The following is a 13,611-nucleotide window of genomic DNA, read 5'->3' as shown; positions in this document are numbered from 1 at the left end:
AGGTCGGCGGCGGGAGCGAAGTCGGCAGAGAAGGTACGAGGATCGGGACCCGGTGGAGACGCCAATCCGGACCTGTGGACAAGCTGCCGGGATACCCTGCCGCAGACGGCAGACCCCAGCAGGAAGTCCGAAGGAGCGCGTTATGCCCAGCAGCCCGTCGTCGCGGCCGACCTCGGAGACGCGGCTGTCGCTGTCGCACATCACCGCGCAGAACGAGACCAACCTGCTCGGTACCGTGCACGGCGGCGTGATCATGACGCTGGTCGACTCGGTCGCGGGCGTGGTCGCGGCGCGGCACTCCGGTGGGCCCGCCGTCACGGCGTCGATGGACGAGATGGTGTTCCTGGTTCCCGTGCGGGTCGGCGACGTCGTGCACTTCAGTGGGCAGGTGAACTGGACCGGCCGCAGTTCGATGGAGGTCGGCGTACGGATCACCGCGGATCGCTGGGACGCGGTCGGTCCCGAGGTGCACGTGGCGTCGGCGTACCTGGTGTTCGTCGCGGTGGACGAGGACGGGAAACCGCGTGCGGTGCCGCAGGTGGTGCCGGAGACCGACGAGGACCGCAGACGGCTGCGTGAGGCCGAGATCCGCCGCAGTCACCGCCTGGCCCGCCGCGCCGCGATCATCGCCTCCCGCGAGGAACAGGCACAGGAACAGGAACAGGCGCAGGAGCAGGCAAAGGAGCAGGAGCGCGAGGATCAGGCAGGCGCGCAGTGAGCCTCGTCGCGTACGCCCGGCGGAACCCGTCGGCGATCTTGCTCGTCGTGCAGTTGCTCGGCGTACTCGTCTATCCGGCGATGGAAGGCTCACGCCCGGGCCGCGTCGCGTTCGAGATCCTCGGCATCGTCGTACTCGTCCTCGCCGTGTTCTCCGTCCGTGCGACCCCGGGCCTCACCTGGGTCAGCATCTGCCTCGGCATCCCGGCCGTGGCGCTGTCGCTCGTCGATGCGTTCAACCCGACCGACGCGGTCATCGCGATCTCCGGCATCCTGCACGCGGCCTTCTACTTCTACGCGGCGTACAGCCTGCTCCGCTACATGCTGTCCGACCACGACGTCAGCGTCGACGAGCTCTTCGCGACCGGTGCCACCTTCACCTTGGTGGCTTGGGGTTTCGCCTATCTGTACGTGTTCGTCCAGGTCCTGGTCCCCGGCAGCTTCATCGCAGCCGTTGACCCGGGCAACGACCGCACCTGGATGGAACTGCTGTTCCTGAGCTTCACGACGCTGTCCAGCACAGGACTCAGCGACATCGTCCCGATCACGTCCTGGGGCCGCTCGGTCGTCATGCTCGAGCAGCTGGCCGGCCTCGGGTACGTCGCCATGGTCGTGTCCCGCCTCGTGGGCCTGACCATCACGAAGCGGCGGACCTAGGCCACCCGGCGAGCAGGTCAGCGGCGGCTCGCGCGGCCACCTCCGGCGCCGATGCCATCGCAGCGACGCGGTAGCTGACGAGGGCTCCCTCATGGAGCAGCAGCAGCCGATCGGCGAGCTCACCTGGATCCGCGAGCCCCGCGGCCTGCGCCTGCGCCTCGAACTCGGCCCGCATCCAGCGCTTCTGTCCCACGATCACCGGCATCGCCGGGTGGTCCGGAGCCGCCAGCTCCACGCTCGCGTTGATGAACCCGCACCCGTTCCGCGATCCGGCCAACCAGTCCGTCAGCGCGCCGAACAACGCCAGGATCACCTCTTCAGGCGTCGACGGCCGCCGCGCGGCGAGCTGTTCGTCGAGGAACACATGCCACGCCCGGTCCCGCTCCTCCAGGTACGCCGCGATCAGCCGGTCCTTCGACCCGAACCGGTCGTACAGCGTCTTCTTCGTCACGTCCGCCGCCGCGGCGATCGCATCGACACCGACTGTCCGGATCCCCTGCTCGTAGAACAGGGTCGACGCGGCCGCCAGGATGCGCTCGCCGGCGGGCGTCAGCCGCGGCGCCGCCCGCACGCCGCGATCCACGATGAGTCTCAGCTGCTGGTCGAGCATACTGACAGTATACCGACCGGTGTGGTTACTGTCGTCGCCATGACCCTCCACAAGGCGTTCGGCCTCGCCGCCGGTACCGGATTCGTCGTGTTCTGGAGCTGCGGCTTCATCGGCGGACGCTGGGGTACGCAGTACACGAACGCGTTCGATCTCCTCGCCTGGCGGTACCTCGTCGCGGCCGTCATCGCCGCCGCGATCCTGGCGATCCGGCGGCCGCGGATCTCGCGCCGGGATCTCGTGACGCAGGTGTGGATGGCAGTCCTGACCCAGTTCGTCTATCTGGGCCTGATCTTCACCGGGATCGATCACGGCATCACAGCCGGAGTCACCGCACTCATCGGCTCGCTCCAGCCGATCCTGATCGCGACCGTCGCCGGACCGCTGCTCGGCGAACCCGTCAGCCGCCGCCAATGGATCGGGCTGGTCCTCGGGCTCGTCGGCGTCGGCCTGGTCGTGGCGGACGACCTGAGCACCGGGCATGTCTCGCCGTGGCTGTTCCTGCTCCCGGTAGGCGGCCTCCTCGGTCTGGTCGCCGGCACTTGTCTGGATCGCCAGCGCAAACCGGCCACGAATTCCCTGGATGCATTGGCCGTCCAGAGCCTCGTGTCAGCAGTTCTCTTCACCGCCCTGGCCGCTGCGACTCACCGGCTGACCGTTCCCGAGCAGCCGGGCTTCTACGGCGCAGTGCTCTGGCTGGTCCTGCTGGCGACCGGTGGTGGCTGGGGTCTGTACCTGGTCAACCTCAAGCTCTCCGGCGCGACGCGGATCAGTTCGCTGCTCTACCTCGTTCCGCCGACCACGATGGTGTTCGCGTTCTTGATGTTCCACGAGACGATCGGTGCGCTCGCCGTCGTCGGCATGTTGGTGTGTGCCGTCGCCGTACTGCTGATCCGGCTCCGTGAGCCAGTACGCTGCGGGGATGGCGGAACCCCGGTGGCTGGACCAGCAGGAACAACAGGCCTGGCGCGCGTACATTGCGGCACAGCGTGTAGTGAGCAGCCGGATCGAGCAGCAGTTGCAACGCGACGCCGGGATTCCACACACGTACTACGAGATTCTCGTCAGGCTGTCCGAAGCGCCGGGCAACCGCCTTCGGATGAGTGAGCTCGCGGTCGCGACGCTCGGCTCCCGCAGCCGCCTCTCGCACGCGGTGAACCGGCTCGAACAGAACGGCTGGGTGCGGCGCGAGGGGATCGAGTCCGACCGCCGCGGCCAGGTCGCGATCCTCACCGAGCTCGGCCGCGAGAAGCTGGTGGAGACCGCCCCGGGCCACGTCGAGGAAGTCCGCAAGGCCATCTTCGACGCACTCACCCCGGAGCAGGTCGAGCACCTGTACGACGTGTGCGCGACACTGGCCCGGCATTCCGGCGACACCGTCGACCGCGCGGCGTGGGAGCGGAACTGACATGAGGCGTCCGGTCGCGCTCATCGCGCTGACTGCCCTCGCTGTCTCCGGCTGCGGCGACAGTGGATCCGAACCGACAGCAGGTCCGAGCACCGTCCCGTCGTCCTCGGTTCCGACGACCGACGAACCGAGCAGCCCGGTCACCACGCCGACCGAAACCCCGACCGACACGCCAAGTGCGACGCCGACACGGAAGCCGACGCCCACAAAGGCGCCGAGCTGCATCGACCAGAAGCTGCAAGCGCTGACGCTGCGCCAGCAGGCCGCCCAGCTGATCATGACTGGCATCGACGGCCGCGGTATGACGTCCGCCCAGCGTGCCGTCGTACAGCAGGAGAAATCCGGCAGCGTGTTCCTGGTCGGCAACGGCGGCAGCCTCTCCAGCACCCGTACGGCGATGGCAGCGGTCAATGCCGCCGCCACGGTGCACGGGGTTCGTCCGCTGATCGCAGCGGACCAGGAGGGCGGCCAGATCCAGCGTCTCAAGGGCGCCGGGTTCGACCGCATCCCGGCGGCCACGGTCCAAGGCACCTGGTCCAGTGCGAAGCTCACCGCGGAGGCGCAGCAGTGGGGCCGCCAACTCAAGCAGGCCGGCGTCAGCGTGGACCTCGCACCGGTGGCCGACGTCGTACCCAGCTCGCTCAAGTCGCAGAACGCACCGATCGGCGAGCTGGACCGTGAGTACGGCGACACACCCGAAGAGGCCGCTCAGGGTGTCCGGGCCTTCGTTCAGGGCATGCGCAACGCCGGCGTCGCCACCTCGGTCAAGCACTTCCCCGGACTCGGACGGGTCCGCGGCAACACCGACTTCTCCTCCGGTGTCGTCGACAACGTGACGGTGCGCGGCGACGCCGACCTGCGTCCGTTCGCGGAGGGGATCGCGGCCGGTACGTCGATGGTGATGATCTCGACCGTGACGTACACGAAGATCGACCCGAAGAACCGCGCGGTGTTCTCGCCGACCGTCATCGAGGGGATGGTGCGCGGCGATCTCGGCTGGCGCGGGGTCGTGATCACCGACGACGTCGGCGCCGCCGCGGAGGTGGCGTCGGTTCCGGCGGGCGACCGCGCGACCCGGTTCGTCGCGGCCGGCGGCGACATCGTCATCAACGCCAGGGCCGGGCTGACGGCGACCATGGTCGACGCGCTGGTCGCCAAGGCCGAGGAGGACAAGTCGTTCGCCGCGAAGCTGACGAGTAGCGTTCGGCGTGTGCTGACCCTCAAACAGGACCACGGCCTGGTGAGCTGCGGATGACGGACGAGGAGGAGCCCGACTACCGCTTCACCCTGGCCAACGAGCGCACCTACCTGGCGTACCTGCGGACCTCGCTGGCCTGCTACGCGGGCGGGCTGTCCGCGGTGCAGTTCCTCGATCTCGGACCGGACCGCTGGGTGGCCCGGATCATCGGCGTCATCCTGGTCCTCGCCGGTATCGTCACGACCGGCGCGGCGTTCCGTCGCTGGCAGGTCAATCTGATCGCGATCCGTCGCGGCGGCGCACTCCCCGTGACCAGGCTGCCGTTGATGCTCGGAGCAACGATCGCCGTCGTCGGCATGATCGGCCTGCTGTTCTCCCTGTGGCGATAGCGGGGCGATGAATGTGGCGATGAGCACACCGGATCCAGGACGTCAGCCGGAGCGGACCCTGCTCGCGTGGCGCCGTACCGCCCTCGGACTGATTGCCAACGGCGCGTTGCTGCTTGCCTCCGGCTACGGTTCGTCGCAGGTGCGGACTGGTCTCGGCATCGTGGTTCTCGTGCTGTCGCTGGGCTGCTGGGCCGCCGTGAGCGCCGTGTACCGCCGTACCAACGGCGGCGCCGTCCATGCTCTCGGCCACCAGAACGTCCTCCGTGTCGCGGCCGGCCTGGTACTCGTCGTGGGGCTGTTCGACCTGTACGCCGTGGTGACACGGTGAAACTGATCGGTTACCAACCGTATATTGCCCCACGGGGCAGTTCATCACGACGCGGTACGTTGACCCGGCGGATGCCGCATCAGCGGTCCGTTCCCCCTAGCATGTTCACGGTTTGTCCCTCGTTCACCCGGAGCTTGAAGTGCCGTTACGTCTGCGTCCGAACGACCCGACGTTCTACGACCTTTTCACCGAGTCCGCCAACCACCTCGTGGAGGGATCCCGGATCCTGGCGGAACTGCTCGGCAGTACGGCGGGGACCGGGCTCTCGTCGAGCCATCAGATCGCCGCCCAGATGAAGGACGCGGAACACGCGGCCGACGAGACCACCCACTCGATCATCCGGCGGGTGAACTCGACCTTCGTCACACCGTTCGACCGCGAGGACATCTACCGCCTCGCCTCGGACCTCGACGACGTGATGGACTTCATGGAGGAGGCCGTCGACGCCGTCCACCTCTTCAGCCTGGAGAGCCTGCCCGAGGAGATCGCCGAGCAGATCGAGGTCCTGCAGCGCGCCGCCCAGCTGACAGCCGAGACGATGCCGCGGCTGCGGACCATGAAGGACCTGGCCGAGTACTGGATCGAGATCAACCGGCTGGAGAACACCGGTGACGCGGTCCACCGCCGGATCATCGCCAAGCTGTTCAGCGGCGAGTACGACGCCCTGACAGTGATGAAGTTCAAGACCGTCGTCGACCTGCTGGAGGCCGCGATCGACGCGTTCGAGCACGTCGCCAACACGGTCGAGCAGATCGCCGTCAAGGAGAGCTGAGCGTGGAGTTCGCGCTCGTCGTCGCGGTCGTCGTCATCGCGCTGACGTTCGACTACACCAACGGCTTCCACGACGCCGCGAACGCGATCGCGACGTCGGTGTCCACCCGGGCGCTGACGCCCCGGGTGGCGCTCGTGATGGCCGCCGCGTGCAACTTCCTCGGCGCCCTGGCCGGCACCGAGGTGGCCGAGACGGTCGGCAAGGGCATCATCACCACGCCGTCCGGGACGCACGGTCTGGTGGTGGTGATCGCGGCCCTGATCGGCGCCATCACCTGGAACCTGATCACCTGGTACTTCGGTCTGCCCAGCTCCTCGTCGCACGCGCTGATCGGCGGTCTGGTCGGCGCCGGCCTGGCCTCGTCCAGCACGGTGCTGTGGTCCGGCATCCTCGACAAGGTCGTCATCCCGATGGTGATGTCGCCGGCGATCGGCTTCCTCGGCGCGTTCCTGCTGATGCTCGCGATCCTCTGGCTGTTCCGGCGCCAGAACCCGGGCAAGACCACCCGCGGCTTCCGGATGGCGCAGTCGCTGTCCGCGGCCGCGATGGCGCTCGGGCACGGTCTGCAGGACGCGCAGAAGACGATGGGCGTGATCTTCCTGGCGCTGCTCACCACGGGCCACGTGCAGAAGGGCGACGGCATTCCGCTGTGGGTGAAGATCTCCGCCGCGACCGCCATCTCGCTCGGCACGTACTCCGGCGGCTGGCGGATCATGCGGACACTCGGCCGCCGGATCATCCACCTGGACCCGGCCCGTGGATTCGCCTCCGAGGCGGTCGCGGCGGGGGTCCTGTACGTGATGGCCATCGGCCTGCACGCGCCCGTCTCGACCACCCACACGATCACGTCCGCGGTGATGGGCGCCGGCGCGACCAAGCGGCTGTCCGCCGTCCGCTGGGGCGTCGCCAAGGGCATCGTCACCGCGTGGATCCTGACGATCCCGGCGGCCGGAGCGGTCGCGGCGCTCGTGTACGCCGTCGCCCACCTGATCCTCGAGTAACGCCGGCTACCGGTTCCAGCGCCGCACGGCCTTGGCGACGTCCTTGCTGCGGATGGAGCCGAGGTTGTACTCCCAGGCGGCCAGCAGGCGATCGCCCAGGATCTCCGCGTCGAGGAACGTGCGGGGCCGTACCGCAACTGCCCAGGTCGCCGCGGCCGCGTGGCCCTGCTGGTGCAGCAGGTGGTCGACCGTCGCCTCGATGCGACTCGCCTGGTCACCGCTGAGCCCGTCCACGGCCCACTCCTGCAGGATCCGGGGGTCGTCGGCCGTCATCTGCGCCAGATAGGTGAGCGGACCGCGCCAGGACCCCCGGCTGCCGATGCTGTCCAGCGTCTCGAGCGGGAACCAGCCGTTCTGGTTCCGCCGGCCGTTGACCGCGGACTCGATCTCGCGGGCGCGGTCCGCGGGCAGCCCTCGGGTCGCCCAGTCGACGAAGTACGCACCCGCGTCCGGGATGTGTTCGGCCACGTGCGGCGCCGGCGTCATCGCCCCCGGCTCGAACAGTAGCAGCTCTTCGGTTGAATCGACCAAAACCTTCCCCCGCCCGCTCGAGTACGCGAGCCACCCCAGCCGCCCGCCGCACAGGGACCCCCCAGGTTCCTGTTTCGTCAATGAGAGCTTTCGTACCCTCGATCCGCGCCGAGGGTCAAGGTCTTCAGCCGGCCGACTTGCGCCGCTCGGCCCGCCGGGCGAGTTCCTCACGGTCCAGCCGCTCGGCCTCCTCGGGGGTCGGCGCGCTGCCGCCGTACGACGCCGGCAACCACCAGGCACCGGCCGGTTGCTCCGGGTAGGCGCGGATCGTCTCGTCCAGCATGCCGGCCATCGTCGCCCGCAACCGCGTGGTCGCCTCCGCCGGGTCGTCGTCGCGCGTCACGGTCATCGGCGCGCCGATGCTGATCGAGATCGGGCGATGCCTGCTGAAGTCCCGCGGGTGGTCCTTGGTGAACATCCGCTGGGTGCCCCACAGGATCATCGGCAGCACCGGTACGCCGGCCTCCGCGGCCATCCGCACCGTGCCGGACTTGAACTCCTTGAGCTCGAACGACCGGCTGATCGTCGCCTCCGGGAAGACGCCGACGACCTCACCGGCCGCCAGGTACTCGAGCGCCTTCTGGTACGACGCGCCGCCCGCCTCCCGGTCCACCGGGATGTGGTGCATGCCGCGCATCAGCGGACCGGAGTACCGGTTCCGGAACAGCACCTCCTTGGCCATGAAGCGGACGAGCCGCTTGGCCGGGAGTGCGCCGTACCCGCCGAGAACGAAGTCGACGTAGCTGATGTGGTTGATCGCGATCAGGGCTCCACCCGTCCGCGGAACGTGCTCGGTCCCGGTCCGGCGGATCCTGAGGTCGAGCGCCCGGAAGGCGGTCTTCGCGAAGCCGATGACGGGCGGGTAGACGAGGTCTCGCATCCCTAGACGCTACAGGCTTCGTCTAGGGTGTCCGGTGACAACTGGAGATCGCGGGAGCTCGCACCGTAGTGGGCTGAGAGGGCGGCTGGACCAGACATCGACCTGGCCGGCGCCGCCGACCGCCGAACCTGTCCGGGTAATTCCGGCGTAGGGAGTAGCAGCATGGTGAACGTCAGCACGATCCGTCCGGCCGTCACCACGGGTCCGATCTCGGGCTCGGAGAAGATCTATCGCGGTGAGCTCGGCGTACCGGCGCGCCGCGTCAACCTCACCAACGGCGAACACTTCGACCTCTACGACACGTCCGGTCCGTACACCGACGCGTCCGCGAGTATCGACGTACAGGCAGGTCTGCCCGCGCTGCGGCGCGAGTGGATCGCCGGGCGCGAGCCGCGGACCCAGCTCGGGCACGCGCGGGCCGGGGTGATCACCGAGGAGATGAGGTACGTCGCCGTTCGGGAGGGCCTCGATCCGGAGTTCGTCCGTTCCGAGGTCGCCCGTGGCCGGGCCGTGATCCCGGCGAACCGGTGTCACCCGGAGAGCGAGCCGATGATCATCGGGAAGAAGTTCCTGGTGAAGGTGAACGCGAACATCGGCAACTCCGCTGTCAGCAGCTCGATCGAGGAGGAGGTCGAGAAGCTCGTCTGGGCGACCAGGTGGGGCGCCGACACGGTCATGGACCTGTCGACCGGCAAGAACATCCACGAGACGCGGGAGTGGATCCTGCGCAACTCACCCGTCCCGATCGGGACAGTGCCGCTCTACCAGGCGCTGGAGAAGGTGAAGGGCGATCCGGCCGCGCTGTCGTGGGAGGTGTACCGCGACACCGTGATCGAGCAGTGCGAGCAGGGTGTCGACTACATGACCGTGCACGCCGGCGTACTGCTGCGGTACGTCCCGTTGACCGCGCGGCGGATCACCGGGATCGTGTCGCGGGGCGGGTCGATCATGGCCGCGTGGTGCCTCGCGCATCACCAGGAGTCCTTCCTGTACACGCATTTCGCGGAACTGTGCGAGATCCTCCGCGAGTACGACGTGACGTTCTCGCTGGGCGACGGGCTGCGGCCGGGGTGTATCGCGGACGCGAACGACGAGGCGCAGTTCGCGGAACTGCGGACGCTCGGCGAGCTCACGAAGGTGGCGTGGGAGCACGACGTCCAGGTCATGATCGAAGGACCGGGACACGTGCCGATGCACAAGATCGCGGAGAACGTGCGGCTCGAGGAGGAGCTGTGCGGCGAGGCCCCGTTCTACACCTTGGGGCCATTGGCAACTGATGTGGCGCCGGCCTACGACCACATCACCTCGGCGATCGGGGCGGCGCAGATCGGCTGGCTGGGTACGGCGATGCTGTGTTACGTCACGCCCAAGGAACATCTCGGGCTGCCGGACCGCGACGACGTGAAGACCGGTGTGATCACGTACAAGATCGCCGCTCACGCGGCGGATCTGGCCAAGTGTCACCCCGGCGCGCAGGCCTGGGACGACACGTTGTCCAAGGCAAGGTTCGAGTTCCGCTGGGAGGACCAGTTCAACCTCTCGCTGGACCCGGACACCGCGCGGTCCTTCCATGACGAGACGCTGCCGGCCGAGCCCGCGAAGACCGCGCACTTCTGCTCGATGTGCGGCCCGAAGTTCTGCTCGATGCGGATCACCGCCGACATCCGCGCGTACGCCGAGGAACGCGGCCTGACCTCCACCGAGGCCGTCGAGGCCGGGTTCGCCGAGATGTCGGAGTCCTTCAAGGCGACCGATCAGAAGCTCTACCTGCCGCTCGCCGACTGAGCCGGCCGTTCCGGCCCGGGGTACGCCGTATCCCGGGCCGGATACGGGGAGTGACCGGGTGAAGCGATTCAGGTTTTGGCCTTCACTCTACGTGAATAAGACTGTAGCCTTAACCCGTCCGGAAGGAGGTGCAGGGCGATGGTCTTCGTTCTCACGGTAGATCAGCGCGGCAGCCGAAGCACGAGCGATCTCGTACCCGAGCTTCTGAACTCCCTGAACCGCCGGCCGCGGCGCAGCGGCCTGCTGCGGAAGTTCGAGCGGACCGCCGGCGACGAGGTGCAGGGCGTGCTGTCCGAGGGGCGTACGACGATCGACGTGATCGTCGAGCTGCTCCGCGCGGACAGCTGGTACATCGGACTCGGGATCGGCGAGGTCGCCGAGCCGCTGCCACGCAGCACCCGGGCGGGTAGCGGCGCGGCGTTCGTGCTCGCCCGGGAGGCGGTGAACCGGGCCAAGTCCAGTCCGCACCACGTGAACGTGGTCGGCACGGACTCGCGCAGGGCGGAGCAGGTGGAAACGGTGCTGTGGCTGATGGCGTCGGTACTGCGGCGCCGCAGCGAGCGTGGCTGGGCAGTGGCGGACCTGCTGGCCGAAGGACTCACCAGGCGGGAGATCGGCGTGAAACTCGGCATCAGCCAGTCGGCGGTGACCCAACGTGCGCAGGCGGCGGGATTCGCCGAGGAGCAGCGCGGACGGGTGCTGGCCGCGGACCTCCTCGACGCCGGGGCGGCTGCGTGACGGCGCTGGTCCTGTCGCTCACCGCAGCGGCACTGGTCCTCGCCGTCCTGGCGTGGATCCCCAAGTCCGGTTCCACCGTCGAGATCGTCATCAGTGGCGTCATGCTGGCCTGTCTGGGCGCTGTCGGCGTACTGCTGCTCGCTGGTGACGGAGTGGCCGACTGGGCCGAGCGCTGGTGGAACGTGCTGCTCCTGCTCGCTGGAGCGCTCGCAGTGACCGGTGGCGGCCCACTGACGACCTCTGTGATGGCTCTGGCAGACCGGGGGAGTACGCGGGCGCAGTCGACGCAGAAGGCCGGTGAGGTACTGCGTGGCGGCGCACTGATCGGTGCGCTCGAGCGAACAGCCGTCTACGCCGCACTGGTCTCCGGCTGGCCGGAGGGCATCGCCATTGTTCTCGCGATCAAGGGCCTGGCCCGGTACCCCGAACTGCGCAGCCCCGACCAGCCTGCCTCGGTCACGCCCCAGGCCGTTGCCGAGCGCTTCATCATCGGCACGTTCAGCAGCGTCCTGTGGGCAGTGACCTGTGCCGGCCTGCTGCGCTCACACTGAGGTCAGGTCTTCACCACGTACGTGTTCACGACCTTGTCGTGCCACGTCTGCTGCTGCTCGTCCCACAACGGCCACAGCACGTTGAGGAAGCAGGCGTTGTTGAAGACGCCGCTGAGGAAGTCGCGCAGGAACGACCGCCCGGCGCCGATCGGCTGACCTGTGACCATGTCGATCAGCCGGATGTGCAGGACGCTCTTGCCCACGCTCTGTCCGGTCCGGCCCTGGCGGAACACCCTGTTCCACAGCGTCAGTCCGATGCTGGCGAGGAAGCCCACCAGGACGAGGATGATCGCGTACACCGGCGGGTCGTCGTCGTACGAATCGTTGGCCGACTGATCGATGGCAGCACCGATCATCACGCCGTACCCGAGCAGGATCGGCACCAGCGAGATGAGACTGTCGATCAGCGACGCCCCGACCCGAGCACCCCAGCTCGCCATTGGAGCACCCTGCCGCCCGTAGCCGTACCCGTAGCCATAACCCGGCTGTCCGTACTGCGGCTGTCCGTAAGGCTGCCCGTACTGCGGCTGCGCGTGTGGCTGGCCGTACTGCGGTTGCCCGTGCGGTTGTCCGTACTGCGGTTGACCGTACTGGGGTTGTCCATAGGGCTGCCCGTACCGGGGCTCGTCGCCGGGCGGCGGGCCGTACCCGGGTGGTGTGCTCATCTGTGAGGTTTCCGTTTCCTGGCTCGTGCGTCGACAGGCCTATCGTTCCAGGTCGGGCCGGGAACGACCGGACGCCGTGACCTGAACAGGTCACGGCGTCCGGAGACGTCAGGCCGGGTGTCAGACCTTGACGACGTAGGTGTTGTTGATCTTGTCCGCGAACGTCTGCTTCTTCTGGTCCCACAGCGGCCAGAGCCAGCCGACGTAGCACGCCAGGCTGTCGAGAATGTGCGTGATGTCGCGCAGGATCGTCTTCCCGACACCGATCGGCTGACCGGTATCCGCGCCGACCAGCTTGATGTTGAGTACCTTCTTGCCCCAGGTCTGGCCGGTCTTCGCCTGCTGGATCCAGCGGTTGTAGACGAACAGGCCGACGCCGATCAGCGAGAACACCAGGCCGACGATGAGCAGGCCGGTGTTCTCGTCGTTCTGGGTCAGGGCGTTGCCGATACCGCCCGGGATGCCGTAGATCACACCGTCGACGAGGTAACCACCGACGCGCTGCGGCCAGCTGGCCAGCTCACCTGTGGGAGCTCCGTACCCGGCCTGGCCGTACTGACCCGGCTGCTGCGGGTAGCCGGGCTGTTGCCCGTACTGCCCGGGCTGCTGTGGGTAACCCGGCTGTTGCCCGTACTGCCCCGGCTGCTGCCCGTAGCCAGGCTGCTGCCCATAACCGGGCTGCTGGCCGTAACCGGGCTGCTGCCCGTAGCCAGGCTGCTGCTGGGCGCCGTACCCGGGCTGCTGTCCGTACTGACCCGGCTGACCGGGCTGGCCCGGCTGCTGGGGGTCCTGCGGGCCGTAACCCGGTGGTGGCGTCGGAGTGCTCACGACGATCCCTTCTAGAGTGTTAATTGAGGAGTGAGTTGCAGGCTAATGGTCCGACGGCTCAGTGCACCCAGCGGATCCCAGGTGATGAGAGTTACCGTTGTCATGTGTCGATCTCGCAGAGCGTCGTACTCCGCCCCACCGGTCCGGTCCAGCCGCTGGACCGCCGCATCTGGGGCCTGTCCGCTGTCGGCGTAGGTGGGTTCGCCCTGGCGGGGGTGTACCAGGTGTCCGGCGGGCGGATCGGCGTACCGTGCATCCTGCACGCGACAACCGGTCTGGACTGCCCGCTGTGCGGGTCGACGAGGATGGCAGCGGCCTTGCTGCACGGCGATCTGGCCCAGGCCTGGCACTTCAACGCCGTGGTCCTCGTCCTCGGTCCCCTGATCGGCGTTGCCGTCGGCTACCAAGTACTCGCCTGGTCCCTCGAGTCGCTCCGCCTCGTCAAACTTCCCCGCCTGCGCATGAGCTCGCGCACGGCCGAGCGTCTGCTGACCGCGGTGATCGCGCTCCTCGTCGTCTTCGGCGTCGCGCGCAACCTTGTCTGACGACGGGAGCG

General features: G+C 68.3%; 18 protein-coding genes. 13 read left to right on the top strand and 5 right to left on the bottom strand.

The features are described from left to right. The first annotated feature begins 142 nt into the window (after positions 1 to 142). Both BJY22_RS01215 and BJY22_RS01210 read left to right on the top strand, forming a co-directional pair. Positions 143 to 718, top strand: a complete 576-nt coding sequence (locus BJY22_RS01215; protein WP_238350259.1) for an acyl-CoA thioesterase — start codon at positions 143 to 145, stop codon at positions 716 to 718. After that, entirely contained in the window at positions 715 to 1,374 is a 660-nt protein-coding gene (locus tag BJY22_RS01210; RefSeq protein WP_167203334.1) for an ion channel, read from the top strand. Before BJY22_RS01215 ends, BJY22_RS01210 begins: the two co-directional genes overlap by 4 nt. Here BJY22_RS01210 and BJY22_RS01205 read toward each other — a convergent pair. After that, on the bottom strand, positions 1,355 to 1,984 hold the full coding sequence (locus BJY22_RS01205) for a TetR/AcrR family transcriptional regulator (RefSeq protein ID WP_167203333.1): 630 nt from the start codon (positions 1,982 to 1,984) through the stop codon (positions 1,355 to 1,357). The genes BJY22_RS01210 and BJY22_RS01205 overlap by 20 nt on opposite strands. Positions 1,985 to 2,023: 39 nt before the next feature. On the opposite strand from BJY22_RS01205, the gene BJY22_RS01200 reads away from it, so the two are divergent. The 7 genes from BJY22_RS01200 (at position 2,024) to BJY22_RS01170 (ending at position 7,077) form a co-directional block, all read left to right on the top strand. After that, positions 2,024 to 3,088 (top strand): DMT family transporter, encoded by a 1,065-nt coding sequence (locus tag BJY22_RS01200; RefSeq protein ID WP_167203332.1) that lies wholly within the window; start codon positions 2,024 to 2,026, stop codon positions 3,086 to 3,088. After that, positions 2,976 to 3,389, top strand: a complete 414-nt coding sequence (locus tag BJY22_RS01195; protein WP_337757961.1) for a MarR family winged helix-turn-helix transcriptional regulator — start codon at positions 2,976 to 2,978, stop codon at positions 3,387 to 3,389. The genes BJY22_RS01200 and BJY22_RS01195 overlap by 113 nt, the downstream gene beginning before the upstream one ends. 1 nt (position 3,390) lies before the next feature. Next, positions 3,391 to 4,644, top strand: a complete 1,254-nt coding sequence (locus BJY22_RS01190) for a glycoside hydrolase family 3 protein (protein WP_202890945.1) — start codon at positions 3,391 to 3,393, stop codon at positions 4,642 to 4,644. Beyond that, the gene (locus BJY22_RS01185; RefSeq protein ID WP_167203331.1) at positions 4,641 to 4,976 is read left to right on the top strand and encodes a YidH family protein; all 336 of its coding nucleotides are present in this window, start codon (positions 4,641 to 4,643) and stop codon (positions 4,974 to 4,976) included. Before BJY22_RS01190 ends, BJY22_RS01185 begins: the two co-directional genes overlap by 4 nt. 19 nt (positions 4,977 to 4,995) lie before the next feature. Next, the gene (locus BJY22_RS01180; RefSeq protein WP_167203330.1) at positions 4,996 to 5,304 is read left to right on the top strand and encodes a DUF202 domain-containing protein; all 309 of its coding nucleotides are present in this window, start codon (positions 4,996 to 4,998) and stop codon (positions 5,302 to 5,304) included. A 139-nt stretch (positions 5,305 to 5,443) separates the two neighbouring features. Then, positions 5,444 to 6,076 carry a DUF47 family protein gene (locus tag BJY22_RS01175; RefSeq protein ID WP_167203329.1) on the top strand — a complete coding sequence of 211 codons (633 nt, stop codon included), beginning with the start codon at positions 5,444 to 5,446 and terminating at the stop codon, positions 6,074 to 6,076. A 2-nt stretch (positions 6,077 to 6,078) separates the two neighbouring features. Further along, the gene (locus BJY22_RS01170) at positions 6,079 to 7,077 is read left to right on the top strand and encodes an inorganic phosphate transporter (RefSeq protein WP_167203328.1); all 999 of its coding nucleotides are present in this window, start codon (positions 6,079 to 6,081) and stop codon (positions 7,075 to 7,077) included. 6 nt (positions 7,078 to 7,083) lie between these two features. Here BJY22_RS01170 and BJY22_RS01165 read toward each other — a convergent pair whose 3' ends face one another. Next, entirely contained in the window at positions 7,084 to 7,608 is a 525-nt protein-coding gene (locus BJY22_RS01165) for a hypothetical protein (RefSeq protein ID WP_167203327.1), read from the bottom strand. A 124-nt stretch (positions 7,609 to 7,732) separates the two neighbouring features. After that, a complete protein-coding gene (locus BJY22_RS01160) occupies positions 7,733 to 8,488 on the bottom strand; it encodes a lysophospholipid acyltransferase family protein (protein ID WP_167203326.1) in 756 nt (251 codons plus the stop codon). A gap of 162 nt (positions 8,489 to 8,650) precedes the next feature. Between BJY22_RS01160 and thiC the strand changes: the two genes are divergently transcribed. The 3 genes from thiC to BJY22_RS01145 all read left to right on the top strand — a co-directional run bounded on the left by thiC (position 8,651) and on the right by BJY22_RS01145 (position 11,562). Further along, complete coding sequence (thiC, locus tag BJY22_RS01155) at positions 8,651 to 10,273, top strand: phosphomethylpyrimidine synthase ThiC (RefSeq protein WP_167203325.1); 1,623 nt, start codon at positions 8,651 to 8,653, stop codon at positions 10,271 to 10,273. Between the two features lie 138 nt (positions 10,274 to 10,411). Beyond that, positions 10,412 to 11,011, top strand: coding sequence for a helix-turn-helix domain-containing protein (locus BJY22_RS01150; protein ID WP_167203324.1), 600 nt, complete (start codon positions 10,412 to 10,414; stop codon positions 11,009 to 11,011). After that, a complete protein-coding gene (locus BJY22_RS01145) occupies positions 11,008 to 11,562 on the top strand; it encodes a hypothetical protein (protein WP_167203323.1) in 555 nt (184 codons plus the stop codon). Before BJY22_RS01150 ends, BJY22_RS01145 begins: the two co-directional genes overlap by 4 nt. A gap of 2 nt (positions 11,563 to 11,564) precedes the next feature. On the opposite strand, the gene BJY22_RS01140 is transcribed toward BJY22_RS01145, so the two are convergent. Together BJY22_RS01140 and BJY22_RS42795 are read right to left on the bottom strand one after the other, a co-directional pair. Then, positions 11,565 to 12,227 (bottom strand): RDD family protein, encoded by a 663-nt coding sequence (locus BJY22_RS01140; RefSeq protein WP_167203322.1) that lies wholly within the window; start codon positions 12,225 to 12,227, stop codon positions 11,565 to 11,567. Between the two features lie 120 nt (positions 12,228 to 12,347). Then, positions 12,348 to 13,055, bottom strand: coding sequence for an RDD family protein (locus BJY22_RS42795; RefSeq protein WP_167203321.1), 708 nt, complete (start codon positions 13,053 to 13,055; stop codon positions 12,348 to 12,350). Positions 13,056 to 13,159: 104 nt separating this feature from the next. Here BJY22_RS42795 and BJY22_RS01130 point away from each other — a divergent pair, with 104 nt between their 5' ends. After that, positions 13,160 to 13,600, top strand: coding sequence for a DUF2752 domain-containing protein (locus BJY22_RS01130; RefSeq protein WP_337757948.1), 441 nt, complete (start codon positions 13,160 to 13,162; stop codon positions 13,598 to 13,600). Positions 13,601 to 13,611: the final 11 nt, after the last annotated feature.

The organism is Kribbella shirazensis, assembly GCF_011761605.1.
Lineage (GTDB): Bacteria > Actinomycetota > Actinomycetes > Propionibacteriales > Kribbellaceae > Kribbella > Kribbella shirazensis.
The sequence above is the reverse complement of the archived record's forward strand: the minus strand, read 5'-3'. Positions and strand labels throughout refer to the sequence as shown.

What these genes read in the sequence shown, in the direction of transcription:
- BJY22_RS01205 (WP_167203333.1), bottom strand. Translation starts at nt 1,984, where the DNA reads ATGCTCGACCAGCAGCTGAGACTCATCGTGGATCGCGGCGTGCGGGCG.
- BJY22_RS01150 (WP_167203324.1), top strand. Translation starts at nt 10,412, where the DNA reads ATGGTCTTCGTTCTCACGGTAGATCAGCGCGGCAGCCGAAGCACGAGC.
- BJY22_RS01215 (WP_238350259.1), top strand. Translation starts at nt 143, where the DNA reads ATGCCCAGCAGCCCGTCGTCGCGGCCGACCTCGGAGACGCGGCTGTCG.
- BJY22_RS01190 (WP_202890945.1), top strand. Translation starts at nt 3,391, where the DNA reads ATGAGGCGTCCGGTCGCGCTCATCGCGCTGACTGCCCTCGCTGTCTCC.
- BJY22_RS01140 (WP_167203322.1), bottom strand. Translation starts at nt 12,227, where the DNA reads ATGAGCACACCACCCGGGTACGGCCCGCCGCCCGGCGACGAGCCCCGG.
- thiC (WP_167203325.1), top strand. Translation starts at nt 8,651, where the DNA reads ATGGTGAACGTCAGCACGATCCGTCCGGCCGTCACCACGGGTCCGATC.
- BJY22_RS01180 (WP_167203330.1), top strand. Translation starts at nt 4,996, where the DNA reads ATGAGCACACCGGATCCAGGACGTCAGCCGGAGCGGACCCTGCTCGCG.
- BJY22_RS01200 (WP_167203332.1), top strand. Translation starts at nt 2,024, where the DNA reads ATGACCCTCCACAAGGCGTTCGGCCTCGCCGCCGGTACCGGATTCGTC.
- BJY22_RS01160 (WP_167203326.1), bottom strand. Translation starts at nt 8,488, where the DNA reads ATGCGAGACCTCGTCTACCCGCCCGTCATCGGCTTCGCGAAGACCGCC.
- BJY22_RS01185 (WP_167203331.1), top strand. Translation starts at nt 4,641, where the DNA reads ATGACGGACGAGGAGGAGCCCGACTACCGCTTCACCCTGGCCAACGAG.